The organism is Geodermatophilus sp. SYSU D00079 (assembly GCF_054050635.1).
Genome location: NZ_JBJGZS010000006.1, coordinates 67,789 through 93,320 on the forward strand (window position 1 = coordinate 67,789; position 25,532 = coordinate 93,320).

A 25,532-nucleotide genomic window follows, 5' to 3' on the forward strand; every position below is an offset into this window, starting at 1 on the left:
GTCGCACACCCGGCCGCGGCCGCCGTCCCCCCGGTGTGACCCAGCTCACGTTCGGAGCATAGGGCGGTTCCGGGCCGCCTTCGTCCACTTTGATCGCGCCGCGTCCGGGACGACAGGGACTCTCGACGTACTCCCAGGGAGGTATGGAGACTCACCGCTGTCCCGGACCACGCTTGCCGGCATGTCCACACACGCAGCCCACCGGCCTCCGGGGGCGCTGCGTGTCGCGGCGCCCTTCATCCGTCCGCAGGCCGGGCTCCTCGGCCTGGCCGGCGGCGCGGCGGTCGTCGACGTCGCCACGACGCTGCTCAGCCCGTGGCCGCTGGCGCTCGCCGTCGACCACGCCCTCGGGGACAAGCCCCTCGAGGGGCCGGCGGGGGTCCTGTCCGGGCTGGGTCCGTTCGGCCTGCTGGTGGCCGCCGGCCTCGCGCTCGTCGGGCTGTCGGTGCTCGGCGCCGTCCTCGACGTGGCCGGCCGGGTGTGGGCAGAGCGGGCGGCCGAGCGGATGGGCGGGGCCATGCGGTCCGCGCTCTTCGCACGGGCGGTGACCCTGTCGCTGCGCTGGCACGACCGGACGCGCACCGGGGAGATCACCTCCCGGCTCACCTCCGACGTCGGCCGGATGCTGGACGCGGTGGTGCTGGTCTTCACCCAGCTGCTGCCCGACCTGCTGCTGCTGACCGGCGCCTTGGTGCTGCTGTTCGCAGTGGACCCGTCCCTGGCCTGGCTGGGGCTGGCCGTCCTCCCGGCGCTGGCCTGGCTGACCGCGATCCAGCGCCGCCGGGTCCGGATCGCGACGATGGCGGCACGGGAGGCGTCCGGCCGCCTGTCCGGGGTGGCCACCGAGCTGCTGCGCAACGTGCGTGCCGTGCAGGCCTTCGGCCGTCTCGACCGGGCCGGCCAGCTCTTCGGCGAGCCCAACGACCGCGCGGTGGCCGCGCAGACCCGGGCGGCGGTCGTGGACGCCCGCTGGAGCCCGATCCCCGACATCGTGCTCACCGTCGGATCGGGCATCGTGCTGGTCGCCGGCGGTCTCCAGGTGCGCAACGGGACGCTCAGCGTCGGGCAGCTGCTCGTGGTGCTGGCCTACCTGCGGCAGCTGAACTCCCCGGTGCGCGGCCTCGTGCGGCTGATCGGGGTGCAGGCCAAGGCGCACGCCAGCGCGCAGCGCATCGACCAGGTGCTGTCCTGCACGGAGGCGGTGCCCGAGCCCGCCGAGCCGCGGCCGGTGCCGCCGGTGACCGAGGGCATCCGGCTGGAGTCCGTGGGCTTCGCCTACGGTCCGGACCGGCCGGTCCTGCACGACTTCGACCTCACCGTCGGCGCCGGTGAGACGGTGTGCCTCTTCGGGCCCAGCGGGGCCGGCAAGAGCACGGTCCTCTCCCTGCTGCTGCGGCTCTACGACCCCGACGCCGGGCGGGTGCTGCTCGACGGCGTCGACATCCGGGAACTCGCGACGGTGGAGCTCCGGCGGCAGCTGGCCTTCGTGCCGCAGGACCCGTGGCTGCTCGACGGCACCCTCGCCGAGAACATCGCCTTCGGGAACCCCGACGCCACCCGCGCCGAGGTGCTCGCCGCCGGCCGCATCGCCTGGGTCGACGAGTTCGCCCACTCCCTGCCGCAGGGCTACGACACCCAGCTCGGCGAGAGCGGGGCCATGCTGTCGGGCGGTCAGCGCCGCCGGGTGGCGCTGGCGCGGGCCGTGGTGTCGACCGCGCCGGTCGTGCTCCTGGACGAGCCGACGACGTCGCTGGACGCCGAGGCCGCGCGGCAGGTCGTCGGCGCGATCCGCTCGGCCACCCGTGGCCGCACGGTCCTGCTCGTGACGCACGACCCGGTCCTCGCGGCCATCGCCGACCGGACCGTGACCGTCACCCCTCAGCGTCCGCCCGCGTCGCCGGACGGCGTGCCCGAGCCCCGGACCGACCCGTCTGACGACGGTGTCCGCCCGGCGACGGGCGCCCACCGGGACGGCGCACCGCACTCGGGAGGCCGTCGGCGCGGTCGTGCCCTCGTCCCCACCACCCACGAGACCGTCGAGAGGAGGTGAATCGCAATGACCACTTTCCGTCGCATCGTCGGTGAGGTCTCGGCTCCGGAGAACCGCCGGCGTCGGCGCCGTCGCCGCCGGCACGGTGGCGGCTGGACCAGCTCCTCCAACTCCTGGAAGAGCAAGAGCAGCTCCTGGAGCTGGTGACCTCGGGTCACCGTCGTCCCGCCGGCCGACATCCGGCGGGGCACGGCGCCCCGGCGGCGCACCGCAGCCTGCGGGTCCGCGCCGCGGTCGTGTCCTCGTCCCCACCACCCCCGCGACCGTCGAGAGGAGGTGAAACGCAATGACCACTTTCCGTCGCATCGTCGGTGAGGTCTCGGCTCCCGAGAACCGCCGTCGCCGCCGCCGTCGCCGCCGGCACGGTGGCGGTTGGACCAGCTCGTCCAACTCCTGGAAGAGCAAGACCAGCTCGTGGAGCTGGTGACCTCGGGTCATCGCCGTCCCGCCGGCCGACATCCGGCGGGGCGGCGATGCCGTCTCCAGATGTGATCCGCCGTCCGATACCCCCAACGCCGCCGTCCAACCACCCGAGGAGAGCACCGTGGAATCGACCGCCACGCCCGTGGCCCCGGCCGAGCGTGACGGCCGCCCCCAGTGGAACCCCGAGGAGGGCGGCCCGGTGGTGCCCGGCTACCTCGCCTGGGACCTGCTGGCCGTCGGCCACCGCCGGGAGACCTGGCTGTGCTGGTCGGTCGACCTCTGGGCGCCCGCCGTGGTGAAGGTCGTCCGGCCGGGCTGGAAGCCGCGGCACGCCATCGCCCTCGACCGCGAGGTCCGGGCCCTGTCCGCCGTCCGGCACCCGGCGCTCCCGCGGCTCCTGCACGACGGCCGCGAGGCGCCGGTGCCGTTCATCGCCGTCGAGTACCTCGACGGCGACTCCCTCTACGAGAGCCTGACCGACGACGGGCCGATGCAGCCCGAGGACGTCGCCTGCCTGGGTGTGCTGCTGCTCGGGGCCGTCCGCGCGCTGCACGCCTGCGGGCTCGCCCACATGGACGTCGACCCCTACAACGTGATGCTCGTCGACCGCCGGCCCCGGCTGGTCGACCTCGGCTCCTCCCGCCCGCTGGCCAGCGTGCTGGCCCCCGACGAGCACGTGGGCACCGACGGGTACCGCGGGCCGGAGCTGGCCGCCGCGCTCGGCGGCCCGGTCACCCCGGCGATGGACGTCTACGGCGTCGGCGCCACCCTGCGCAAGATGCTCGACCCCGAGGCCCGGGACGCCGACGGCGTCGTGGCGGTCATCGACCGGCTCACCGACGACGACCCCGGTCGCCGGCCCCCCGTCGAGGTGGCCATGACCGAGCTCGTCCGGTACTCCGGGGACGACGAGGACGAGCGGCCGTGGCCGGACTGGGCCGACGGTCTCCTGGGCTCCGGGCGTCCGGCCGAGCGCCCCACGGCCCTCGCCGCCGGCTGACCCCGGCCCGACCGCGTCCGTGTGTCGCGGGACGACGACCGGGGTAGCCGGGTCGGGGTCTCGAGGAGCCGAGCCCCGCGCACCTCGACGTCCCCCGACGGCGAGGAGCCCGCGTGTCTTCGACCAACCCCCCACCTGACGGCACCCGGGGCAGCGAGCCCCGCCCCGGCGACCTGCGGCGCTGGGGGAGGTGGGCGGTCCTGGCCCTGGTGGCGCTGGTCGTGGTCCTCACCATCTCGGTGAGCCTGAGCCGTTGCGGCCCGGACGACGGTCCCAGCGGCGGCGAGCCGGAGGGCATGGGCGCCGTCACGCAGCTCGCCCCGACGGGCTGAGGAGCCGAGGGGGCCGCCGCCTACGATCGACCGGTGAGCGTGACCCCCATCCGCCTCTACGGCGACCCGGTGCTGCGCACGCCCGCCACCCCGGTCGTCGACTTCGACGCCGAGCTGCGCCGGCTCGTCGACGACCTCACCGACACGATGCTCGCCGCGGGCGGCGCCGGCCTGGCCGCGCCGCAGATCGGCGTCGGCGTGCGGGTGTTCACCTGGTACGTCGACGGCCAGGTCGGTCACCTGGTCAACCCCGAGGTCGTACCCGTGGGGGAGGAGACCGAGGAGGGGCCGGAGGGCTGCCTGTCCATCCCCGGCTTCGCCTACGACTGCCGCCGGCACCTCTACGTGGCCGCGACCGGCTTCGACGTGCACGGTGAGCCGGTCCGGGTGGAGGGCTCGCACCTGCTGGCGCGCGCGGTGCAGCACGAGGTCGACCACCTCGACGGCGTCCTGTTCGTCGACCGCCTGGCGCCGGGCGCCAAGGAGGCCGCGCTGGCCGCCATCGCCGAGGCCGAGTGGGCCGGCATGGGTGCCTGGGTCCCGCGCGTGGAGGTGAGCCCCCACTGAGGCTGTTGTTCGCCGGGACGCCGGAGGTCGCCGTCCCCTCGCTGGACCTGCTGCTGGACTCCGGGCACGAGGTGGCCGCCGTCCTGACCCGACCCGACGCCCGCTCCGGCCGCGGCCGCCGGGTGAGCCGCTCGCCGGTCGCGGAGCGGGCCGACGCCGCCGGCGTGCCGGTGCTGCAGCCGCGGTCGCCGCGCGAGCCGGAGTTCCTCGCTCAGCTGGCCGACCTCGCCGTCGACTGCGCCCCGGTGGTCGCCTACGGCGCGCTGCTGCCACAGTCGGCGCTCGACCTGCCCCGGCACGGCTGGGTCAACCTGCACTTCTCGCTGCTGCCGGCATGGCGCGGCGCAGCCCCGGTGCAGCACGCGGTCATGGCCGGTGACGAGGTGACCGGCGCGTCCACCTTCCGGCTGGAGGCCGGCATGGACACCGGCCCGGTCTACGGCGTGGTCACCGAGCCGATCGCGCCGCGCGACACCGCCGGGGACCTGCTGGGCCGGCTGGCCGTCAGCGGCGCCCGCTTGTTGCTGGCCACGCTGGACGGCATCGAGGCCGGCACGCTCGTCCCCGAGCCGCAGCCGGCCGAGGGCGTCAGCCTGGCGCCGCGGATCGAGCCGGCCGACGCCCGCGTCGACTGGGCCCTGCCCGCGCACGTCGTCGACCGTCGGGTGCGCGGGGTGACCCCGTCACCCGGCGCGTGGACCACCTGGCGGGGCGAACGGCTGCGCCTGGGCCCGGTCGAGCCGCTGCCGACGTCGCTGGGGCTGACGCCCGGGGAGCTGTCGGTCGGGCCGACCGGGGTGCTCGTGGGCACCGGCCGCGGCGCGGTGCGCCTCGGCGGGGTGCAGCCGGCGGGCAAGCGTCTGCTGCCCGCCGCCGACTGGGCGCGCGGCGCCCGTCCGGCGCCGGGGGAGAGGTTCGGGGAGTCGTGACCCACCCACCCCGCCGGCCCGGCCGGCCCCGGCCCGGGGGCCGGGACCGCCGGCGTCCGGCGCGCCCGCGGCTGGACGGTGCCCGGCTGACCGCCTACGACGTCCTGGACGCCGTCTCCTCCCGCGATGCCTACGCCAACCTGCTGCTCCCGCAGCTGCTGCGCGAACGCGGGCTCGACCAGCGCGACGCGGCGTTCACCACCCAGCTCGCCTACGGCACGCTGCGGGCGCAGGGCACCCTCGACGCGGTGCTGGCCGGGCTGGTCGACCGTCCGCTGACCGAGCTGGACCCCCGCGTCCTCGACCTGCTCCGGCTGGGCGCCCACCAGCTGCTCGACCTGCGGGTGCCGGCCCACGCGGCGGTGGACACCACCGTCGACCTGACCCGCGCGATCGTCGGTGCCGGCGCCTCCGGGCTGGTCAACGCGGTGCTCCGCAAGGTGGCCGCCGGCGGGGACCGCGCCGCCTGGCTGGACCGGCTCGGTGCCGACGGCGACCGGCGGCTGGCCCTGGCCACCGACCACCCCGGGTGGATCGTCGAGGCCTGGCGCGAGGCCCTGGGGGGCGACGACGAGCTGGAGGCCGCACTGCTGGCCGACGACGCCGCGCCGGAGGTGCACCTGGTGGCCCGGCGGGTTGACCGCGAGCGGCTGGCCGAGGAGTCCGGCGGGACCCCGGGCCCGTGGTCGCCGTACGCGGTGCGGCTCGGCGGCGGTGACCCGGGCCGGGTGGCCGCGGTCCGCGAGGGGACCGCCGCGGTGCAGGACGAGGGCAGCCAGTTGGCCGCGCTCCTGCTGACCCGCGCCCCGCTCGAGGGCCCGGACACCGCCTGGCTGGACGTGTGCGCGGGCCCGGGCGGCAAGGCCGGCCTGCTGGCCGCGGTGCGCCCCGAGGGCGTCGCGCTGACCGCCGCGGACCGGTCCCCGCACCGCGCCGAGCTGGTGCGGTCGGCGCTGGCCGGGGCGGCGGGCACCGAGGTGCTCGTCGCCGACGGCCGGCAACCACCGTGGGCTCCGGGCTCGTTCGACCGGGTGCTGCTCGACGCCCCGTGCACCGGGCTGGGCGCGCTGCGCCGCCGGCCGGAGGTCCGCTGGCGGCGCACCCCCGACGACGTCGCGCCGCTGGTGGAGCTGCAGACGGCGCTGCTCCACGGCGCGCTGGCCTCGGTGCGGCCCGGGGGTGTGGTCGCCTACGTGACCTGCTCCCCGCACGCCGCGGAGACCGTCGCGGTGGTCGACGCCGCCGCGGCACGGGACGACGTCGAGGTGCTGCCGGTCGCCCCGCTGTTCCCGGAGGTCCCCGGCGTGGCCCGCGGCCGGTACGGGCAGCTGTGGCCGCACCGGCACGGCACCGACGCCATGTTCATGGCGTTGCTCCGCCGCACCCGCTGAGGGTGGTCAGCCGGCCAGCCCGGAGACCGCGGCCAGCAGCAGCCCGTCGCGGTTGAGCCAGCGCCCGGTGAACCCGCCGACCGGCGCGCCGCCCGGCCGGGGGACGGCGACCAGCAGCCGGGCCGACAGCCGGCCGCCCGGGTCCAGGTCGACGCGGACGTCGGCGAACTCCAACCACGCCCGGGTCGGCGGGAACCAGGCCTTGAACACCGCCTCCTTGGCGCAGAACAGCAGCCGGTCCCAGCACGTGCCGGGGGAGGCGGCGGCCAGCCGGCGCAGGTGGACGCGCTCCTCGGGCCGGGCGATCACGGCCAGCACACCGGGCGGCAGCGGCCGCGCCGGCTCGGCGTCGACCCCGAGCACCGGGACCGCCCCGGCCCGCGCGACCGCCGCCGCCCGGTAGCCGGCGCAGTGGGTGAGGCTGCCGAGGACGCCGGCCGGCCAGACCGGTGCGCCGCCCGGCCCACGGGGGACCGCCGACGGGGGCATGCCCAGCCGGCCGAGGGCGGCGCGGGCGAGCACGCGGCCGGTGGCGAACTCGGCGCGCCGCCCCGGTGCCGCGCCCGCCGGCAGCTCCTCGCCGGCCACGGGAGGGCCGGCCGGCCCGTCGCCGAAGGCCTCGGCCGCCACCACCGCCGCGGGCAGCACCTGCTCGATCACGCCGGCCGGGGGGCGGCCGTGCGGGTCTCCGCGGCGGGGTTGCCGCCCCACCGGGTGGCGGGCGGGGCCGTCGTCCCCTTCATGACGAAGGTGTCCGGCCCGACCACGGCGTCGTCCCCGATCGTGACCCCGTAGTGCACGTAGGAGGAGACGCCGAGCGTGCACCGGTCGCCGATCCGGGTGGCGTCGGAGCGGAAGGTGCCGTCCTCCATGGAGTGGCACTGGATGACGGTGCCCGCGTTGAGCACGCAGTCGTCCCCGAGGGTGACCAGGAGGCGCTCGGGCAGGGCGCACCCGTCGTCGAACAGCCGCCGGCCGACCCGGGCACCGAGCAGCCGCCAGACCAGCCCCTTGACCGGCGTCCCGTCGAACAGGTGGAGGACGTGGTTGGAGGCCATGAGCTTCCAGTACCGCTCGTGGTGCCAGAAGGGTGGCTGGTAGATGGAGCAGGTCTGCGGCCGCATGCCGTGCCGGACCACCAGGCGTTCCACGGCGACGTCGTAGACCAGCGCCACGAGGAACGAGGCGAGCGTCAGCACGGCGACGGCGGCCACCCCGAACCGCGCGTGCAGGTCCCAGGCCACCATGACCAGCACCGTGAGGAGCAGGTACAGGAACCAGCGCGCGAGCAAGTACAGCCCGATGGTCGCGAGGTTGTGCCGGTCCTTGCCGGCCAGCCCCCGCCGGAACGCCTCGCCGTGCAGGAAGCGGTCGAACCTGCTGTCCCGCTCGATCGACCGGGGGATCTCGAACGGCGGCGACCCCACCAGGCCGACGCCCTGCCGGACGGGGCCGTCGAGGGGCACCAGCGTCTTGTTGCCCACCAGGCAGTCCTCGCCGACCCGGTGATCGGGCGGGAACGCCACCGAGTTGCCGACGAAGCTGCGCGCCCCCACCGACACCGGTGCCAGGCGGAACGACGTGCTGGAGACGTCGGCGTTGAGGAAGGACACCGAGTCCGAGACCTGGGTGCCGCGGCCCACCGAGACCAGGTAGGGGCTCTCGTGGTGCAGGGTCGCACCGAAGTTGGAGCCGGTCTGCTCGACGTCGGGCATCCGGTACCCGAGCAGCCGGAGGTAGGGCACGACGTAGGACGTGTCCCCGGTGACCTGCAGGTGGACCGGCACGTTCGTGAGCCGCTCGACGACCCGCTGCGCCCAGTGGTGCACGCCGTAGAGGGCGTACGTGCGGCCGGGACGCAGCAGGAGCGCGCTCACCAGCCGCGGGACGGTCGTGGCGACGAGCAGGGTGCCGAGCAGCCCGCCGGCGTAGGCCACGGCCGAGACGAGGACGGCGTCGCGCAGCAGCTCCCCGGCCCCGCCGGTCCCGCTTCCGGAGACGCCGGCCAGCCCGGCGAGACCGCGCACGACGGCCCCGGCGAGGGCCAGCCCCGCCGGCAGGGTGACCAGCAGGAGCACCGCGAGCTGACCGGCGGCGAACAGCACCGGCCGCCGGCGGCTGAGGGGCACCGGCTCCACCCGCACGTGGTCGACGTCGGTGGGCCGCGCCGGGACCCCGTGCCAGCGCTCGCCCGCCGGCACCTCCTGCGAGCCGTACAGGCAGGACGCGTGGCCGAGCTGGGCGCCGTCGCCGAGCACCGCCCCCGGCGAGAGCACGCTGTCGTGGCCGACGAAGGCGTTGCGCCCGATGGTCACCGGACCGGTGCGGATCCGCCCCTGCACCGCGGTGTAGCCCGACAGCCGCGCGCCGCGTCGGACCACCGTGTCGGCACCGATGGACAGCAGGTCGGTGCACACGGGCACGTCGGTGGCCAGGAGGACCACCCGCGGGCCGATCCGCGCCCCCAGGGCCCGCAGGTACAGCACGTACAGGGGTGAGCCGGCGAACCGGGCGAGGGGGCTGACCCGCAACAGGGTCCGCACCACCCAGAAGCGCACGTAGGCGAGGCTCCACAGGGGGATCTCCCCCTCCCGCCACCGGCCCACCACCAGCCACTTGGCCGCGACCGGCAGGAGGCAGAGGACGGCGAAGGAGGTGGCGCCGAAGGCCGCCGCCCGCAGGTAGGTCTCCAGCGGACCGGTCGTGGGCGCCAGCCAGGCCACGCCCCGGTCCAGCAGCACGGCCGCCAGCCACACGTTGGCCAGGAGCAGCAGCCCCTGCAGCAGGCCGCACCGCACGACCGAGCCGGTCCCGGGCCGGGGCGCCGGTCCGTCCGGCTCGGGCTCGGCCGCCGGCTCGGCGACCGGCTCCTGGACGAGGACGGCGGCCAGCTCGCGGATCGTCGGGTGGGAGTAGACCGCACGGGTCGACAGCGGGGGGAGGCCGTCGAGGTCCCGGGCCCGTGCGACGAGGTGGGCCACGACCAGCGAGTTGGCCTGCAGCTGGTCGAACAGGTGCGCGTCGACGGGCACCGAGTCCACGCCGAGGACCTCCGCGAGCGCCCGGGCCAGCGCCCCCTCGACCGGCGTCGCGGGGGCGGCGCCGGCCAGCGCCCGGCGGGACGGCGGGGGCAGCGCGGCCCGGTCGGTCTTGCCGCTCAGGGTGGTCGGGATCCGCTCGAGGCACTCCAGGTGCGCGGGCACCATGTGCGCCGGCAGCCGGCCGCGCAGGGCGTCCAGGACCGCGGGCTCGTCGAGGGGCGGTCCGCTGTCGGCGCGCGTGTAGTAGCCGACCAGCTCGACCAGCCCGGGCTGCGGCTCGTGGGTGCCGACGACGGCCTGCGCGACACCGGGCAGCGCCCCGAGCGCCGACTCGACCTCGGCCAGCTCGATGCGGTAGCCGCGGATCTTGACCTGGCTGTCGGCCCGCCCCACGTAGCGCAGCCCGCCGGGGTCGGCCTGGACGAGGTCCCCGCTGCGGTAGGCCCGGTCCCACCCCAGGGCCGGCAGCGGGCGGAAGCGGGCGGCGTCCTTCTCCGGGTCCAGGTAGCGGGCCACGCCGACGCCGCCGATCACCAGCTCGCCGGTCTCGCCCCACGGCAGCGGGTCCCCGGAGGCCGGGTCGACGACGGCGAGGTCCCACCCGGCCAGCGGCAGGCCGATCCGCACCGGGGTGCCGGGGAGCAGCCGCGCGGCGGAGGCGACCACCGTCGTCTCGGTCGGGCCGTAGGTGTTCCACACCTCGCCGCACGCCTGGGCGAGCCGGTCGGCGAGGTCCGGTGGGCACGCCTCGCCCCCGAGGACCAGCAGCCGGATGCCACCGAGCAGGGACACCGGCCACATCGAGGCCAGGGTCGGGACGGTGGACACCACCGTGACCCGCCGGTCGGCGAGCCACCCGCACAGCTCCGGGCCGGTCTTGACCACCGCGCGCGGTGCCGGCACCAGGCAGGCCCCCGAGCGCCAGGCCAGCCACATCTCCTCGCAGGAGGCGTCGAAGGCCACCGACAGCCCGGCCAGCACGCGGTCGCCGGGCCCGAGGGGGTCGCCCTGGAGGAACAGCCGCGCCTCGGCGTCGACGAAGGCGGCCGCGCTGCGGTGCGTCACCGCGACGCCCTTGGGGGTGCCGGTGGTCCCCGAGGTGAAGATGACCCACGCGTCGTCGTCCGGACCGGGGTGGCCGGCGGCCCGGCCGTTCGGCGGCGTCCCGAGCCGGGTCACCCGGCCGCCGTCGCCGACGACGGCGCACACGCCCGCCTCGCGGAGGACCAGCCGGGCCCGCTCCTCGGGGTCGTCGGCGTCCACCGGCACGTAGGCGGCACCGGCGGCGAGGACGGCGAGGACGGCGAGGTACAGCTCCGCCGTCCCGGACGTCACCCGGATCCCCACCCGGTCCCCGCGGCCCACCCCCGCGGCGGTGAGCCGGCCGCAGAGGTCGCCCACGTCGGCGAGCAGGTCGCGGTAGGTGCGCACCGACCGCCCGTCGTCGAGGGCCGGTGCCTCCGGGAACCGCCGGGCCGTGGCCTGCAGGACGTCCCACAGGGTCCGTTCGGGGGCGGGGAGCCCGCCGCGGTAGACGGCCGCGCCGGTGCGGGGGAGCCGCGTGGCGACCGGGGCGGGGCGGGTGGGACGAGGGGGAGGTGTCGACGTCGTCGTCATGAGGTGCCGTTCTCTGGGCGTGTCCGTGGTGGTTCCGGGAAGACGGACTGTTCAGTTCCGCTTAGACCACCGGCAGCCTGGGCCGACCCCGCCCCGCGGCTCCATTCGACCTAGGTCGTAGTACCTGATCCTTCAAGGACACCCCCCGTTGCGACGCGCCGTGGGAACTCCGGGGACGGCTGGGACGACCACTGCGACGTGACTCCCCGTAGCGCGGTCCTGTACCGCTCCCTGGCCACCGGCGTGCTGGCCGCCGTCCTCGTCGGCGCCGCCCCCGGCGCGGCCGCCGCACACGTCGAGGTGAGCGCGCCGGGCGCGACGGCCGGCGCCGGGCCGGTCACCCTCACGTTCACCGCCGAGTCCGAGGCGCCGGCCGGGATCGCCGCGATGCGCACCCGGCTGCCCGCGGGCATCGCGCCCGGCGACGTCGTCCTGGCCTCCGGGCCGCCCGGGTGGTCGCTCACGCCCACCGGCGACGGCTTCGAGGTGGCCGGCCCCGCCCTCCCGGTGGGCACGGACGCCGAGTACGCCGTGACCGTCGCGCAGCTGCCGCCCGGGGTCGCCGAGCTGGTGTTCGCGACCCTGCAGCGCTACGCCGACGGCCGGGAGGACGCCTGGATCGAGGTGCCGGCCGCCGGCGCCCCGGAGCCCGAGCGCCCCGCCCCCGTGCTGCGGGTCGCCCCGGGCGCACCGGCACCCGCCGCCACCGCCGCGCCCTCCGCCCCGGCTCCCGCGGCACCGTCGGGACCCGCGACCAGTGCCGCCACGGCCACCACCCCGGCCGCGGTCCCGGCCGACGACGAGGGCGGGGTGGGCGGCGGCTGGTTGGCCGCGCTGGGGGTGCTCGCGGCCGCGGCGGTCGCCGCCGGCCTGTGGTTCCGCCGCTCCCGCGCCGGGCAGCCGGGAGGACCTGCCTAGACTCGGCAGCCGTGTCCCGGACCCCGATGATCGCGCCCAGCCTGCTGGCGGCGGACCCCGCCCGGCTGGCCGAGGAGGCGCGACGGGTCGCGGACGCCGACTGGCTGCACTTCGACGTCATGGACGCGCACTTCGTGCCCAACCTGACCTTCGGCCTCCCGGTGATGCAGGCCGTGCAGGCGGTCAGCCCGGTACCGCTGGACTGCCACCTGATGATCGAGGCCCCCGAGCGCTGGGCCCCCGGCTACGCCGAGGCCGGGGCGCGCAACGTCACCGTGCACGCCGAGGCCTGCGCCGACCCGCGCGCCGTCGCCCGCGACCTGCGCGCCGCCGGCGCCCTGGCCGGCCTGGCGCTCAAGCCGGGCACCCCGCTGGACGACGTCCTCGACGTGCTGCCCGACTTCGACACCCTCCTGGTCATGACCGTCGAGCCGGGCTTCGGCGGGCAGGAGTTCATGGCCGAGGTGCTGCCCAAGGTGCGCCGGGCGCGGGAGCTGGTCGACAGCGGCCACCTGCGCCTGTTCGTCGAGGTCGACGGCGGCATCAACGCCGACACCATCGAGGCCGCCGCCGAGGCGGGGGCCGACGTCTTCGTGGCGGGCTCGGCGGTCTACGGCGCCGACGACCCCGCCCGCGCCATCGCCGGCCTGCGCGCGCAGGCGGCCGCGGCGCTGCCGGGGTGACGGTCACCCCGGCCGAGGGCGGGGCCATGGCCCGCGCCCGCGAGCTCGGCGCCGCCGTCCTGGGCACCACCAGCCCCAACCCGCCCGTCGGCGCCGTCGTGCTCGCCGCCGACGGGACGCCGGTGGGGGAGGGCGCGACCGCCCCGCCCGGCGGACCGCACGCGGAGGTGCGCGCGCTGGCGCAGGCCGGCGACCGCGCCCGCGGCGGCACCGTCGTCGTCACCCTGGAGCCGTGCGCGCACACCGGCCGCACCGGACCGTGCGCCGACGCCCTGCTGGCGGCCGGGGTCGCGCGGGTGGTCGTCGCCGTCCCCGAGCCCACCGGGCTCGCCGGCGGCGGGGCCGACCGGCTGCGCGCCGCCGGGGTCGAGGTGGTGCTCGGCGTGGAGCAGACCGAGGCCGAGGACGGCGCCCTGGGCGCCTGGCTGACCGGCGTCCGTGAGCAGCGGCCCCAGGTCGTGTGGAAGGTCGCCGGCACGCTGGACGGCCGCGTGGCCGCCGCCGACGGCAGCAGCCGCTGGGTCACCGGGCCCGAGGCCCGTGCCGCCGTCCACCGGCTGCGGGCCACCTGCGACGCCGTCCTCGTCGGCTCGGGCACCGCCCTGGCCGACGACCCCCGGCTCACCGTCCGCGACGCCGAGGGGGCGCCCGCGGCCCGGCAGCCGCTGCGGGTGGTGCTCGACCGCCGCGGCCGGCTGCCCGCGGGCGCCCGGGTGCGCGACGACGCGGCCCCGACGCTGGTCAGCACCGCGCCCGGGCCCCGCGAGCTGCTGGCCGAGCTGTTCGCCCGCGACGTCCGCCGGGTGCTCCTCGAGGGCGGCCCGACCCTGGCCGCGGCGTTCCTCCGCGAGGGGCTGGTCGACGAGGCGGTGGTTCACCTGGCGCCGAAGCTGCTGGGTGCCGGGGCGCCGCTCGTCGGTGACCTGGGAATCACCGGGATCGGCGACGCGCTGAGCCTCTCGGTCGTCGAGGTCACCCGCCTGGGCGGGGACGTCGGCATCCGCCTGCGTCCGAACCGGCACACTGGTGGCAGTCGGTCTGCGGTCAGCCCGGCCGCGACCGGAGGGAGTTGATCGTGTTCACCGGGATCGTCGAGGAGATCGGCACCCTGCTCGTCCGCGAGGAGCTCGCCGACGCGGCACGGCTGCGCATCCGCGCCCACCGGACGCTGGAGGGCGTGGCACTGGGTGACTCCATCGCCGTCAACGGGGTCTGCCTCACCGTGACCGACGTCGACGGCGACGTGTGGGCCACCGACGTGATGGCCGAGACCCTGCGCCGCAGCAGCCTGGGCGCGCTGCAGGACGACGACCCGGTCAACCTCGAGCGCGCCGTGACCCCCCACACCCGGCTCGGCGGCCACCTGGTGCAGGGGCACGTCGACGGCGTCGGCACCGTGCTCACCCGCACCCCCGGTGAGCACTGGGAGGTCGTGCGGATCGCCCTGCCCCCGGAGCTGGCCCGCTACGTGGTGGAGAAGGGCTCGGTCGCGGTCGACGGCGTCTCCCTGACGGTCAGCGCGGTCAGCGCGGTCGGCGACCCCGAGCCCTGGTTCGAGATCAGCCTGATCCCCACCACCCTGCGCGAGACGACGCTCGGCGCGGTGCCTCCGGGGAGCCCGGTCAACCTGGAGGTCGACGTGATCGCGAAGTACGTGGAACGGCTGTTGGGAGAGCGCTCGTGAGCACGTCGACGCGGCTGGACACGATCGAGGACGCCATCGCGGCCATCAAGGGCGGCCGTCCGGTCGTCGTCATGGACGACGAGGACCGGGAGAACGAGGGCGACCTGATCTTCGCCTCGGAGCTGGCCACACCGGAGCTGGTCGCGTTCATGGTGCGCTACACCTCCGGCTACATCTGCGTGGCCGTCACCGAGGAGGACGCCGACCGGCTGGACCTGCCGCCGATGTTCCGCGTCAACCAGGACCGCCGCGGCACCGCCTACACCGTCACCGTGGACGCCCGGGAGGGCGTGACCACCGGCATCTCGGCCACCGACCGGGCGCACACCATCCGGCTGCTGGCCTCGGCCGAGACCAGCTCGGCCGACCTGGCCCGGCCCGGGCACATCGTGCCGCTGCGCGCCCGCGACGGCGGCGTGCTGCGCCGGCCCGGCCACACCGAGGCCGCCGTGGACCTCGCGGTGCTCGCCGGGCTGCGCCCGTCGGGCACCCTGTGCGAGCTGGTCAGCGAGAAGGACCCGATCGGCATGGCCCGCGGGGACGAGCTGCGGGTCTTCGCCGACGAGCACGACCTGTGCCTGATCTCGATCGCCGACCTCATCGCCTACCGCAAGCGCTTCGACAAGCTGGTCGACCGCGTGGCCGAGGCCACCGTGCCGCTGGCGCCGGGCACCTTCACCGCGGTGGGCTACCGCTCCTCCTACGACGAGCGCGAGCACGTCGCCTTCGTCTACGGCGACATCGCCGACGGCCACGACGTGCTGGTGCGGGTGCACTCCGAGTGCCTGACCGGCGACGTGTTCGGCTCGCTGCGCTGCGACTGCGGCCCCCAGCTGCAGGCCGCGCTGGCCGCCGTCGCCCAGGAGGGCCGCGGGGTGGTGCTCTACATCCGCGGGCACGAGGGCCGGGGCATCGGCCTGCTGCACAAGCTGCAGGCCTACCAGCTGCAGGACGCCGGGGTGGACACCGTCGACGCCAACCTCGACCTCGGCCTGCCCGCCGACGCCCGCGACTACGGCACCGGCGCGCAGATCCTGGTCGACCTGGGCGTGCACACCATGCGGCTGCTGACCAACAACCCGGCCAAGCGGGCCGGGCTGGAGGGCTACGGCCTGAAGATCACCGGCCGGGTGCCGCTGCCCAGCCACGTGACCGCGGAGAACCTGGCCTACCTGCGCACCAAGCGCGACCGGATGGGCCACCTGCTCGACATCATCGAGCCCGAGACCGAGTCCGGTCCGGACGACGTCCCCACCGTGCCGGGCACCGACGTGCCCCTCCGTCAGCAGGAGCAGCAGCTGTGAGCGGGCACGGGGCACCGGAGGTGCAGGCGGTCGACGCGGCGGGCCTGACCCTCGGCATCGTCGCCACCACCTGGCACGCGGAGATCACCGGTTCGCTGCTGGACCGCGCCGTGGCCGCCGCCGTCGCCAGCGGGGTCCCCGAGCCCACCGTCGTCCGGGCGCCGGGCGCGGTCGAGCTGCCGGTGGTGGCGCAGGCCCTGACCGAGCGGCACGACGCCGTCGTCGCCCTGGGCGTGGTCATCCGCGGTGGGACGCCGCACTTCGAGTACGTCTGCGACGCGGTCACCGCGGGCCTGACCCGGGTCGCCCTCGACGCGGGGACGCCGGTCGGCAACGGCGTCCTGACCTGTGACACCGAGGAGCAGGCGCGCGACCGCGCCGGCCTGCCCGGGTCCGCGGAGGACAAGGGCTGGGAGGCGGCGATCGCGGCGCTGTCGACCGCGCTGACCCTCCGCCAGCTGCGCGGCACGTCGCGGCCGACCGGCTTCACCATCCGACCGGCCGACGGGAGTCGCGCGTGAAGACCTTCGACCAGCTGTTCGCCGAGCTCGCCGCCAAGGTGGCCGCCGGGGACCCGTCCTCCGGGACGGTCACCGCGGTCCGCGACGGGGTGCACGCGGCGGGCAAGAAGGTCGTCGAGGAGGCGGCGGAGTCCTGGATGGCCGCCGAGCACGAGGACGAGACCCGGACGGCGGAGGAGATCAGCCAGCTCCTCTACCGGGTGCAGGTCCTCATGCTGGCGCGGGGGCTGAGCCTGGACGACGTCTACGCTCACCTCTGAACAGGGGCCCTCCTGCGGGGCCCGCAGGAGGGCCGACCGCCCACCCCCGTACGAAGAGGAGTCCTCCCGTGCTGCGCATCGCCGTGCCCAACAAGGGCGTCCTGAGCGAGCCGGCGGCCGCGATGCTGGCCGAGAGCGGCTACCGGCAACGGCGCAGCACCAAGGACCTCGCCGTCTACGACCCCGACAGCGACACCGAGTTCTTCTACCTGCGCCCGCGGGACATCGCGGTGTACGTGGCCGCCGGCACGCTGGACGTCGGCATCACCGGCCGCGACATGCTGCTGGAGACCGCCCCCGCCGACGGTGAGGGCGCCGCGGCGGTCGAGGTGATGCCGCTGGGCTTCGGGCGCTCGTCGTTCCGCTTCGCCACCCCGGTGGAGTCCGGCATCGAGACCGTCGAGCAGCTGGCCGGCAAGCGGATCGCCACCGCCTACCCGGTGCTGCTGCGGCGCTACCTGGAGGACCAGGGCATCAGCGCCGGCGTGGTGAAGCTCGACGGGGCGGTGGAGACCGCCTGCCGGCTGGGCGTCGCCGACGCGGTCTGCGACGTCGTGGAGACCGGGACGACGCTGCGCGCCGCGGGGCTGCACATCATCGGTGAGCCGGTGCTGACCAGCGAGGCGATCCTGGTCCGCCGGGCGGGGGCCGAGGAGATCCCGGCCGTCGCCCAGCTGCGCCGCCGGCTGCGCGGGGTGCTCGTCGCCCGGCAGTACGTGATGCTCGACTACGACTGCCCGAACGAGCTGCTGGAGAAGGCCACCGCGCTCACCCCCGGCCTGGAGGGGCCGACCGTCAGCCCGCTGCAGACCGAGGGCTGGTCGGCGGTGCGGGCGATGGTCGCGCAGAGCGACACCAACCGGGTGATGGACGAGCTCTGGGAGCTCGGCGCCCGCGCGATCCTCGTCACCAGCATCCACGCCTGCCGGATCTGAGCCCGCGGGCACGGACCGGGGCTCCCGTTCGTCCCCAGGGCATGCGCGTGCTCACCGTGCTCCTGCTCCTGGCCCTGGTCTCCTGCGCCGCACCCTCGGGCGACGGCCCGGCGGGGGACGGCACCGCCGCCCCGGGCGGCGCCGGCGGGGAGGACCGGCTGGTGGTCGAGGTCGACCGCGGCGACGGCTCACCCGTCGAGCGCTGGACGCTGGTCTGCGCCGACGCCGTGGAGGGCGACCACCCCGACGCCCAGGCGGCCTGCGACCACCTGCGCGAGCTGCCCGACGCCTTCGCCCCGGTCCCCGCCGACGCCGTGTGCACCGAGCAGTACGGCGGCCCCCAGACCGCGCACGTCACCGGCCGGTGGGCGGGGGAGTCGGTGGACCTGCGGCTGTCCCGCACCGACGGCTGCCGGATGGCGCAGTGGGACTCCCTGGTGCCGCTGGTCCCGGAGGCGGTCGCGCTCGAGCGGCTGCCCAGCTGAACCCTCCGCCGAACGGCGGAGAGCCCCCACCCGGGGCGGGCGGGGGCTCTCGGGTGCGGTGGGTCAGCGGTTGCGGGTGGTCCGGTCGACGAGGTCGATCGCGGTGCACAGGCCCAGCGCCATGGCCCGCCCGCTGGTGGAACCGGTGGCCAGCAGCCCGGCGATCGCCGGCCCCAGGGGCCGTTCGCCCACCAGACCGTGCAGGACGGCGGCGTACTCGCCGCTGACCCGCCCGGCCGCGGCGTGCCGCAGCAGCGCCCGGGACAGCTCGGTGGTGCGCCCGGCGGCGAGGGCGTAGACGCCGGCCGCGAAGCGCTCGGCCGAGGGGTGGCCCAGCAGCACGAGGCCGGCCATGGTCCCGGCCATCACGTCGTCCCCGGCCGGGGTCAGCCCGGGGCCGAGCCCGACCAGCCGGGCGGCGGTCCGCAGGGCGGCGTCCAGGTCCGCGCGGCGCACCGCGCCCCGCAGCGCGGCCAGCGGGCCCCCGGGGCCGGCCGGCAGGCCGGGCAGGGTGAACGCGCTGTGCGGCACGCCCTCGCCGTACAGGGCGTTGCGCAGCTGGCGGACGCCCTCGGGCAGCAGCGCGGGCCGCGGGCTGGGCAGCCGCGGACGGGGGTCCCACCACGCGGCGGCGCTGACGGCGAGGTCGCCGACGACGATGCGCCCGCCACCGACCTCGGCCGGCGCGTCGGGCGGGAGGGCCACGAGCGGGCGGCCGTTGCTCGGGCGGAACAGCACGCAGCCCAGCGGGAGGCGGGCGGCGTCGCTGGTGAGGACGCCGACGACCTCGCCGCCGCGGTCGGTGGGCACGTGCAGGTAGACGGCGGCGGGGACGCTCATCAGCACGCGGGCGTGCCGGACCGGCCCGCGCAGCAGGTCCGCGACCCCGGTGCTCGCGGAGGCCGGCACCGCGGTGGCCGCCCGGGCGGGCGGTGCGGTGCGGGCGGTGGCCTGGGCGGAGTCCCGCGGGAGGGGGATGGTGGGCACTCCGGCCTGAGCTGCCCGGCCCCGCGGGGTCGTCGGGGCCCCGGGGCGGGTGCCACCCGGGCCGGCTGTCTCGTCGATCGTGCGCATGGCGGCCTCTTCACCGTGGAGACAACGGGAGGCACCGTCGGCTCGAGACCCCCCGCCCGGCCCCGCGACTCCGGGCCGGAGGGACTCGGCGTCACCGGGAAGTGGGTGACGGCCTACCATCCAGCGGGCGGAGTGGTTCCGGGTCTCGAACCTAAGCGGCGCGTCGCATGCCCCTGTATGGCGGAAGTCGCCAAGAATGGGGACGTTGGTCCAGGCACTCCTGACAGGGTGTCGTGGTATGGCCGTGTGCATGGGCGTTGTGGAAGGCGGGTGCCGTGACCCAGGGTGATACATCGCTCACCGTACCCACGGTGGGTGATGGCGCGGCCTCTCTGCGTCGTCGCATGTCGGCAGCGGAGGCATCGGTGACCGAGAACCGCGCAGAGCGCACCACCTGGCAGGAGCGCATGGGGCTGACCCTCCAGGAGGCGCTCCAGCTGCCCGGGCTGGCGGGGACCGACGTGGTCGCCGGCGCCGCCGGGCTGGGCCGGGTGGTGCGGCACATGGTGGTCGACGACCCCAGCGACCCCCTGGCCGTGGCCGGTCCCGACGTCCTCGTCGTCCTCGGCGCCCGGCTGCCGGCGGCCGACCCGGCGAACTACCGGGCGCTGGTCGAGCGGCTGGACTCCATGGGCACCGCGGCGCTGGCGTACCGCCGGACCGAGGGGCCCGCGGCGGTCCCCGACGAGGTGCTCGGCGAGGCCGACCGGCGGGGCCTGCCCGTGCTGGCCGTGCCGGCCGACGCCCGGATGGACGAGATCGTCTCCGAGGTGCTCGGCGCGGTCGTGGGCCGGCAGGGGGAGGAGCTGGCCCTCTCCTACCGCATGCACGACCAGTTCATCGACGTCGCCCTCAGCGGCGGCGGGCTGGCCGAGGTGACCGAGCAGCTGGCGGTGTTCCTCGAGGGCGCCGCGGTCCTGGGCCTGGGGCCCGACCGCGAGATCGTCACCACCGCCGGCCCCGCCGAGGACGTCGCCGAGATCAGCGACTGGCTGTGGCTGCTGGACGCCGAGGCCGAGGACGAGTTGGCCACGATGGCGCCGTCCCGCCGGGTGTCCGGCGTCCGCGCCGACCAGACCGTGGTGACCCCCGCCGAGGTGCTCGCCGACGCCGACCTCTCACCGGCCGACGGCATCCTGCTCGTCCCCGGCCACCACGAGCTCCCCGGTGGGGTGGGGGAGTACGCGGTCGCCCCGATCATGGCCGGCGAACAGCGGCACGGCTGGCTGGTCGCGGTGCACCGGACCGGCCCGATGATGGTGGGGGCCGGTGGTGTCCTGGAGCGGGCGGCGGTCATCTCCGCGCTCTCGGTGATCCGCCAGCAGGCCGTGCACTCCGTCGAGCTGCGGTTCCAGGGCGACCTGGTGCGGCGGCTGGTCGCCGGGTCGCTGCGGCACACCGAACGGGCCCTGGCCCAGACCCGCTCCTTCGGCTGGCGGCTGGACGGCCCGGTCGTCGTCCTGGTGACGGCGACCGAGACCGCCGCGGACCCCCACGCCGACCCCACCCGTGCCCTCGACGTCCTCGACCGGCTGGCCGACGGCTGGCGCTCGGCGCTGGAGACCGAGGTGTCCGGGGCGGCGGTGGCGGGGCTGTCCACCGAGATCGTCACGGTGCTGCCGCTGGACGGCCGCACGCCGGAGGAGATCAGCGCGCTGGTGTCGGCGGTGACCTCCCGGGTCAACGCCCGGGTGCGCCGCGTGGGCCGCGTGCTCGGCACCGGCATCGGCCGCCCGGCGGGGTCCCTGTCGGCCCTGGGGGAGGCCCACCAGCAGGCACAGCGGGCCCTCGGCGTGGGCCAGGAGATCCACGGCCCGCAGGCGGTGACGCACTTCGACCAGCTCGGGGTCTTCCGGCTGCTCTCGCTCATCCCGGACAGCACCGAGCTGCGCAACTACGTCGACGAGGTGCTCGGCACGCTGGCCGACGCCGCGGACCCCGACTCCGCCGACCTGCGCGAGACGCTGCGGGTGCTGCTGGAGACCAACCTCAACGTCGCGGAGTCCGCCCGCCGGCTGCACTTCCACTACAACACGATGCGCTATCGGATCGGGAAGCTGGAGCGGCTGCTGGGGCCCTTCACCACCGACCCCACGCTGCGGCTGAACCTGCTGCTGGCCCTGCACGCCGCCCGGATGCGCGGGCTGGACCAGCCGCACCGCCCCCCGGTGGACGCCGCGTTGACCGCCGCGCCCGACGACGGGTTCGACGCGCTGGTCTGAGCCGGGTAGGAAGGCCCTCGTGGGTTCGGGCATCGACGCGCTGGTCGCCCGCATGACCGACCTCCAGGGGCCGCTGGAGGTCGACCGCGACCCTGCCCGCTTCTTCCACGGCGTGTACCTGCGCACCACCCAGGCCGTCGCCGTCGCCATCCGCGGCGGTGAGTTCGAGGACCCCTCCTGGGTGGAGGAGTGGGACGTCGACTTCGCCGGCCTCTACCTCGACGCCCTCACCGCGCACCGCGGCGACCCGGCCGCCCCACCGCGGCCGTGGCGGCTGGCCTTCGGGGCGCGCCCGGAGCTGCCGCCCGAGGCGCACGTCCTGCTCGGCATGAACGCGCACATCAACTTCGACCTGCCGCAGTCGCTGGTGCAGGTCATCCCGCCGGCCGGCTTCGACGACCCCGAGCTCCGGGAGCTGCGCCGCCGCGACCACGAGCGCATCGACCGGGTGCTGGCCGCCCGGGTCGCCGCGGAGGACGCCGAGCTGCACCGCGCCGGGGGACGGCGCACCTGCCTGGACCGGCTGCTCTCCCCGGCCAACCGCACCGCCAGCCAGGTCCTCCTGCGGGAGTCCCGGCGGAAGGTGTGGGCCAACGCCCGCGAGCTGGACGCGGCGCGGCGGCACGGCCCGGCGGCCTACGCCCGGCGCGTGGCCGACCTGGAGTCCGCCGCGGCCGCACGGGTCGACGACCTGCTGCGGCCCGGGCCGGTCCTGCTGCGGCTGGCCGTCCGGGGCTTCGGCGTCACCCTCGCCTGAGACCCGCCCGCGCCGGGGCCGCCGGCATCGACCAGGCTGGTGCGGGGGCCGCGCCCGGCGGCCCGGGAGAGGAGTCCGCATGACCGAGGTCGCCCGCCCGCTCGCCGACAGGGTCGCGCTGGTCACCGGGGCGTCGTCCGGCATCGGCGAGGCCACCGCCGTCGCCCTGGCCCAGGCCGGCGCCGCCGTCGCGATCGGGGCCCGCCGCCGCGACCGGCTGGACGCCCTGACGGCGAAGCTGCGCGACGACGGCGCCCGGGTGCTGCCGCTGGACCTCGACGTCACAGACGAGCGCGCCTGCGCCGACGCCGTGCGCCGCACCCGCGAGGAGCTCGGCGGCCTCGACGTCCTGGTGAACAACGCCGGGGTGATGCTGCTCGGCACGATCGTCGGCGCGGACCTCGAGGACTGGCGGCGGATGGTGCAGACCAACGTCATGGGCGTGCTGCACATGACCCACGCGGCCATCGAGGGCATGGTGGCGCAGGGGTCGGGCGACATCGTGAACATCTCCAGCGTCGCCGGCCGGACCGCCCGCAAGGGCGCCGGGGTCTACAACGCCAGCAAGTGGGCGGTCAACGCCTTCAGCGAGTCGCTGCGCCAGGAGGTCACCGCCCGCGGCGTGCGGGTGTCCCTCGTGGAGCCGGGGGCGGTGGCCACCGAGCTGTCCAGCCACATCACCCAGCCCGAGGCCCGGGAGCAGTCGCGGCAGATGGCCGCGAGCATGCGCACGCTGCAGGCCGACGACGTCGCCCGCGCGATCTGCTACGTGGTCACCCAGCCCCCGCACGTGGCGGTCAACGAGGTGCTGGTCCGCCCCACCGACCAGGAGCGCTAGGGGCGGCTGCACCGGGCTCCTCTCAGTCGTGGAAGACCTCGATGCGGGCGCCCATCTCCACCAGGCGTTCGTAGAGGTGCTCGTAACCGCGGGCGATGATGTCGACGTTGCGCAGCACCGACGTCCCCCGGGCGGCCAGCATGGCCAGCAGGATGCAGACCGCCGGGCGCAGCGCCGGCGGGCAGACCACCTCGGCGCTGGACCACCGCGTCGGGCCGGTCACCAGCACCCGGTGCGGGTCCAGCAGCCGGACGTCGGCGCCGAGCCGGGTCAGGTCCGACAGGTGGATCGCCCGGTTGTCGTAGACCCAGTCGTGGATGAGCGTCGACCCGGACGCCGCCGCGGCGATGACGGCGAAGAACGGAAGGTCGTCGATGTTGAGGCCCGGGAACGGCATCGGGTGGATCTTGTCCAGCGGCGCCTGCAGCTCGGAGGGCCGGATCGTGATGTCGGCCAGCCGGGTGTGCCCGTTCGCGGCCCGGTACTCCGGGGAGACGGTGTAGCGCAGCCCCATCTCGGCGAGGACGGCCAGCTCCACCTCGAGGAACTCGATCGGCGCGCGGGTGACGGTGAGCTCGGAGCCGGTGACGATCCCGGCGGTGAGCAGGCTCATGGCCTCCACCGGGTCCTCGCTGATCGTGTAGTCGACGTCGGCGTCGAGCACCGCCCGCCCGTGCACGACCAGCGTGGTGGTGCCGACGCCCTCGATGCCGACGCCGAGCAGTCGCAGGTAGAGGCAGAGGTCCTGCACCATGTAGTTGGAGCTGGCGTTGCGGATCGTCGTCGTCCCCTCCGCGCGTGCCGCGGCCAGCAGCGCGTTCTCGGTCACGGTGTCGCCGCGCTCGGTCAGCACGATCGTGCGGTCGGTGTGGCGCGGGGCCGTGACGGTGGCCGAGTAGCGGCCGCCGCGTGCCTCCACCGCCAGCCCGAAGGGACGCAGCGCGATCACGTGCGGCTGCACCGTGCGGGTGCCGAGCTCGCAGCCGCCGGCGTAGGGCAGCTCGAACCGGACGGCCCGGTGCAGCAGCGGGCCGAGGAACATGATGATGCTGCGGGTGCGGCGGGCGGCGTCGGCGTCGATGGCGGAGGGGTCCAGCTCGTCGGGGACGAGCAGGGTCAGGTCGCGGCCGGTGTCGTCCCACGTCGCCGAGACGCCGATGGAGCGCAGCACGTCCAGGATGCGGTCGACCTCCACGATGCGGGCGACGTTGCGCAGCGTCGTCCGCCCGCGGTTGAGCAGCGCGGCGCACAGCAGCGCGACGGCGCCGTTCTTGGAGGACTTCACCGCGACGCTGCCGTGCAGCGGGGCGCCGCCGGTCACCCGCAGGTGCGTGGGACCGGACGGCCCGACGCTGAACAGCTCGCTGTCCAGGGCGTCGGAGAGCCGGCCGAGCAGGTCGAGGGTGAGGTCCTCGCCGCCCTCCTCGATGCGGGCGACCGCGCCCGGGCTGGTGCCGAGGCGCTCGGCGAGCTGGGCCCGGGTGAGTCCCCGGTGCCGGCGCGCGTCCCGGACGAGCAGGCCGACGCGGCGCATGACGGTGTCGGTGGGGTGGTCCGCGACGGGCTGCGGGACGGGTGGATCGGTGCGAGGCGTGTCGGTGGCCGTCACGGCACCGGACGGTATCGGGACGGGGCAGCGACTCGCCCGGGGTGCTGCGCGCCACCGCGGGGAGGGGGGATCCGGCCAGACTGCACCCCATGGACGTTCTCGTGACGGGAGGAACCGGACGCCTCGGCACCCGGGTGACCGGTCGGCTGCAGGGCGCCGGTCACTCGGTGCGCCAGATGTCGCGGCGGGGGACCGGGCCGGGCGGGGTCCGTGGGGACCTCGCCACCGGCCGGGACCTGCAGACGGCGCTGGCGGGTGCGGAGGTCGTCGTGCACGCGGCCAGTGACGCGCGTGGCGACTACTGGCAGGCCGACGTCGCCGGCACCCGGCGCCTGGTGCAGGCGGTCGACCGCGAGCGCCTGCGGCACCTGGTCTTCGTGTCGATCGTCGGCGTCGACCGCATCCCCTACGGCTACTACCACGCGAAGTTCGCCGCCGAGCAGGTGCTGCTGGCGTCGGGGCTGCCGGTGACCCTGCTGCGGATCACCCAGTTCCACGACTTCGTCGACGAGCTGCTGGCCACCGCCCGCCGCGGCCCGGTGCTGCCGGTGCCGATGGGCTGGCGGGCCCAGCCGGTGGACGTCGAGGAGGCCGCGGCCCACACCGCCGAGATCGCCCTGGCCGCGCCGGCGGGGGACGTCGTCGAGTACGGCGGCCCGCAGGAGCTGACCGCCGCCGAGCTGGCGCGGGCGTGGGCGGCTGCCCGCGAGCCGGGGACGCACGTCGTCGCCACGCCCGTCCCCGGCCGGCTGTCGTCGGCGTTCCGGGACGGCGCCGCGCTGCCGTCGAGCGGTGCGCGGGGGCAGCGGACCTACGGCGAGCACCTCCAGGGCTGACCCGGGCGGGCCGGCACAGCGCTCCCCCCGGGGACGGCACGGGTGAGGGCCCCACC

At 76.3% G+C, this 25,532-nt stretch carries 25 protein-coding genes; 21 read left to right on the forward strand and 4 right to left on the reverse strand.

Annotated elements, in window-relative coordinates:
• Nucleotides 1–181 precede the first annotated feature (181 nt).
• From ACI79E_RS07720 to ACI79E_RS07755, 8 genes are all read left to right on the forward strand, one after another.
• On the forward strand, nucleotides 182–2,050 hold the full coding sequence (locus ACI79E_RS07720) for an ABC transporter ATP-binding protein (RefSeq protein ID WP_456931939.1): 1,869 nt from the start codon (nucleotides 182–184) through the stop codon (nucleotides 2,048–2,050).
• A gap of 6 nt (nucleotides 2,051–2,056) precedes the next feature.
• Nucleotides 2,057–2,197 (forward strand): hypothetical protein, encoded by a 141-nt coding sequence (locus ACI79E_RS07725; protein WP_456931940.1) that lies wholly within the window; start codon nucleotides 2,057–2,059, stop codon nucleotides 2,195–2,197.
• A gap of 139 nt (nucleotides 2,198–2,336) precedes the next feature.
• On the forward strand, nucleotides 2,337–2,477 hold the full coding sequence (locus tag ACI79E_RS07730; RefSeq protein ID WP_456931941.1) for a hypothetical protein: 141 nt from the start codon (nucleotides 2,337–2,339) through the stop codon (nucleotides 2,475–2,477).
• Nucleotides 2,478–2,594: 117 nt separating this feature from the next.
• A complete protein-coding gene (locus tag ACI79E_RS07735) occupies nucleotides 2,595–3,473 on the forward strand; it encodes a protein kinase domain-containing protein (RefSeq protein ID WP_456931942.1) in 879 nt (292 codons plus the stop codon).
• 113 nt (nucleotides 3,474–3,586) lie between these two features.
• The gene (locus ACI79E_RS07740) at nucleotides 3,587–3,805 is read left to right on the forward strand and encodes a hypothetical protein (RefSeq protein WP_456931943.1); all 219 of its coding nucleotides are present in this window, start codon (nucleotides 3,587–3,589) and stop codon (nucleotides 3,803–3,805) included.
• A 33-nt stretch (nucleotides 3,806–3,838) separates the two neighbouring features.
• Nucleotides 3,839–4,372 (forward strand): peptide deformylase, encoded by a 534-nt coding sequence (def, locus tag ACI79E_RS07745; protein WP_456931944.1) that lies wholly within the window; start codon nucleotides 3,839–3,841, stop codon nucleotides 4,370–4,372.
• A 5-nt stretch (nucleotides 4,373–4,377) separates the two neighbouring features.
• Nucleotides 4,378–5,301 (forward strand): methionyl-tRNA formyltransferase, encoded by a 924-nt coding sequence (gene fmt, locus ACI79E_RS07750; protein ID WP_456931945.1) that lies wholly within the window; start codon nucleotides 4,378–4,380, stop codon nucleotides 5,299–5,301.
• Nucleotides 5,298–6,692, forward strand: coding sequence for an RsmB/NOP family class I SAM-dependent RNA methyltransferase (locus ACI79E_RS07755; RefSeq protein WP_456931946.1), 1,395 nt, complete (start codon nucleotides 5,298–5,300; stop codon nucleotides 6,690–6,692). Before fmt ends, ACI79E_RS07755 begins: the two co-directional genes overlap by 4 nt.
• A gap of 6 nt (nucleotides 6,693–6,698) precedes the next feature.
• Here ACI79E_RS07755 and ACI79E_RS07760 read toward each other — a convergent pair whose 3' ends face one another.
• Together ACI79E_RS07760 and ACI79E_RS07765 are read right to left on the reverse strand one after the other, a co-directional pair.
• Complete coding sequence (locus ACI79E_RS07760; RefSeq protein WP_456931947.1) at nucleotides 6,699–7,352, reverse strand: 4'-phosphopantetheinyl transferase family protein; 654 nt, start codon at nucleotides 7,350–7,352, stop codon at nucleotides 6,699–6,701.
• Entirely contained in the window at nucleotides 7,349–11,350 is a 4,002-nt protein-coding gene (locus ACI79E_RS07765; protein WP_456931948.1) for a Pls/PosA family non-ribosomal peptide synthetase, read from the reverse strand. The genes ACI79E_RS07760 and ACI79E_RS07765 overlap by 4 nt, the downstream gene beginning before the upstream one ends.
• Before the next feature lie 198 nt (nucleotides 11,351–11,548).
• Here ACI79E_RS07765 and ACI79E_RS07770 point away from each other — a divergent pair, with 198 nt between their 5' ends.
• From ACI79E_RS07770 to ACI79E_RS07810, 9 genes are all read left to right on the forward strand, one after another.
• Nucleotides 11,549–12,268, forward strand: coding sequence for a DUF1775 domain-containing protein (locus ACI79E_RS07770; RefSeq protein ID WP_456931949.1), 720 nt, complete (start codon nucleotides 11,549–11,551; stop codon nucleotides 12,266–12,268).
• 11 nt (nucleotides 12,269–12,279) lie between these two features.
• Complete coding sequence (gene rpe / locus ACI79E_RS07775; protein ID WP_456931950.1) at nucleotides 12,280–12,951, forward strand: ribulose-phosphate 3-epimerase; 672 nt, start codon at nucleotides 12,280–12,282, stop codon at nucleotides 12,949–12,951.
• The gene (gene ribD, locus ACI79E_RS07780) at nucleotides 12,948–14,024 is read left to right on the forward strand and encodes a bifunctional diaminohydroxyphosphoribosylaminopyrimidine deaminase/5-amino-6-(5-phosphoribosylamino)uracil reductase RibD (RefSeq protein WP_456931951.1); all 1,077 of its coding nucleotides are present in this window, start codon (nucleotides 12,948–12,950) and stop codon (nucleotides 14,022–14,024) included. Before rpe ends, ribD begins: the two co-directional genes overlap by 4 nt.
• A 2-nt stretch (nucleotides 14,025–14,026) precedes the next feature.
• On the forward strand, nucleotides 14,027–14,635 hold the full coding sequence (locus ACI79E_RS07785) for a riboflavin synthase (RefSeq protein WP_456931952.1): 609 nt from the start codon (nucleotides 14,027–14,029) through the stop codon (nucleotides 14,633–14,635).
• Entirely contained in the window at nucleotides 14,632–15,939 is a 1,308-nt protein-coding gene (locus ACI79E_RS07790; protein WP_456931953.1) for a bifunctional 3,4-dihydroxy-2-butanone-4-phosphate synthase/GTP cyclohydrolase II, read from the forward strand. Before ACI79E_RS07785 ends, ACI79E_RS07790 begins: the two co-directional genes overlap by 4 nt.
• Nucleotides 15,936–16,460: a 6,7-dimethyl-8-ribityllumazine synthase gene (gene ribH, locus ACI79E_RS07795; protein WP_456931954.1), complete on the forward strand. Its 525-nt coding sequence runs from the start codon at nucleotides 15,936–15,938 to the stop codon at nucleotides 16,458–16,460. Before ACI79E_RS07790 ends, ribH begins: the two co-directional genes overlap by 4 nt.
• Complete coding sequence (locus ACI79E_RS07800) at nucleotides 16,457–16,720, forward strand: phosphoribosyl-ATP diphosphatase (protein ID WP_456931955.1); 264 nt, start codon at nucleotides 16,457–16,459, stop codon at nucleotides 16,718–16,720. The genes ribH and ACI79E_RS07800 overlap by 4 nt, the downstream gene beginning before the upstream one ends.
• A 68-nt stretch (nucleotides 16,721–16,788) precedes the next feature.
• The gene (hisG, locus tag ACI79E_RS07805) at nucleotides 16,789–17,655 is read left to right on the forward strand and encodes an ATP phosphoribosyltransferase (protein ID WP_456931956.1); all 867 of its coding nucleotides are present in this window, start codon (nucleotides 16,789–16,791) and stop codon (nucleotides 17,653–17,655) included.
• 47 nt (nucleotides 17,656–17,702) lie between these two features.
• Entirely contained in the window at nucleotides 17,703–18,140 is a 438-nt protein-coding gene (locus ACI79E_RS07810) for an SSI family serine proteinase inhibitor (RefSeq protein WP_456931957.1), read from the forward strand.
• Between the two features lie 63 nt (nucleotides 18,141–18,203).
• Here ACI79E_RS07810 and ACI79E_RS07815 read toward each other — a convergent pair whose 3' ends face one another.
• Entirely contained in the window at nucleotides 18,204–19,127 is a 924-nt protein-coding gene (locus tag ACI79E_RS07815) for a DUF2877 domain-containing protein (RefSeq protein WP_456931958.1), read from the reverse strand.
• 452 nt (nucleotides 19,128–19,579) lie between these two features.
• On the opposite strand from ACI79E_RS07815, the gene ACI79E_RS07820 reads away from it, so the two are divergent.
• The 3 genes from ACI79E_RS07820 to ACI79E_RS07830 all read left to right on the forward strand — a co-directional run bounded on the left by ACI79E_RS07820 (nucleotide 19,580) and on the right by ACI79E_RS07830 (nucleotide 23,031).
• Nucleotides 19,580–21,436, forward strand: coding sequence for a PucR family transcriptional regulator (locus tag ACI79E_RS07820; protein WP_456931959.1), 1,857 nt, complete (start codon nucleotides 19,580–19,582; stop codon nucleotides 21,434–21,436).
• A 19-nt stretch (nucleotides 21,437–21,455) separates the two neighbouring features.
• Nucleotides 21,456–22,193, forward strand: coding sequence for a DUF5995 family protein (locus ACI79E_RS07825; protein ID WP_456931960.1), 738 nt, complete (start codon nucleotides 21,456–21,458; stop codon nucleotides 22,191–22,193).
• 79 nt (nucleotides 22,194–22,272) lie between these two features.
• Entirely contained in the window at nucleotides 22,273–23,031 is a 759-nt protein-coding gene (locus ACI79E_RS07830) for an SDR family NAD(P)-dependent oxidoreductase (protein WP_456931961.1), read from the forward strand.
• A gap of 22 nt (nucleotides 23,032–23,053) precedes the next feature.
• On the opposite strand, the gene ACI79E_RS07835 is transcribed toward ACI79E_RS07830, so the two are convergent.
• Nucleotides 23,054–24,640 (reverse strand): helix-turn-helix domain-containing protein, encoded by a 1,587-nt coding sequence (locus ACI79E_RS07835; RefSeq protein ID WP_456931962.1) that lies wholly within the window; start codon nucleotides 24,638–24,640, stop codon nucleotides 23,054–23,056.
• An 89-nt stretch (nucleotides 24,641–24,729) separates the two neighbouring features.
• On the opposite strand from ACI79E_RS07835, the gene ACI79E_RS07840 reads away from it, so the two are divergent.
• The gene (locus tag ACI79E_RS07840; protein WP_456931963.1) at nucleotides 24,730–25,476 is read left to right on the forward strand and encodes an SDR family oxidoreductase; all 747 of its coding nucleotides are present in this window, start codon (nucleotides 24,730–24,732) and stop codon (nucleotides 25,474–25,476) included.
• Nucleotides 25,477–25,532 lie beyond the last annotated feature (56 nt).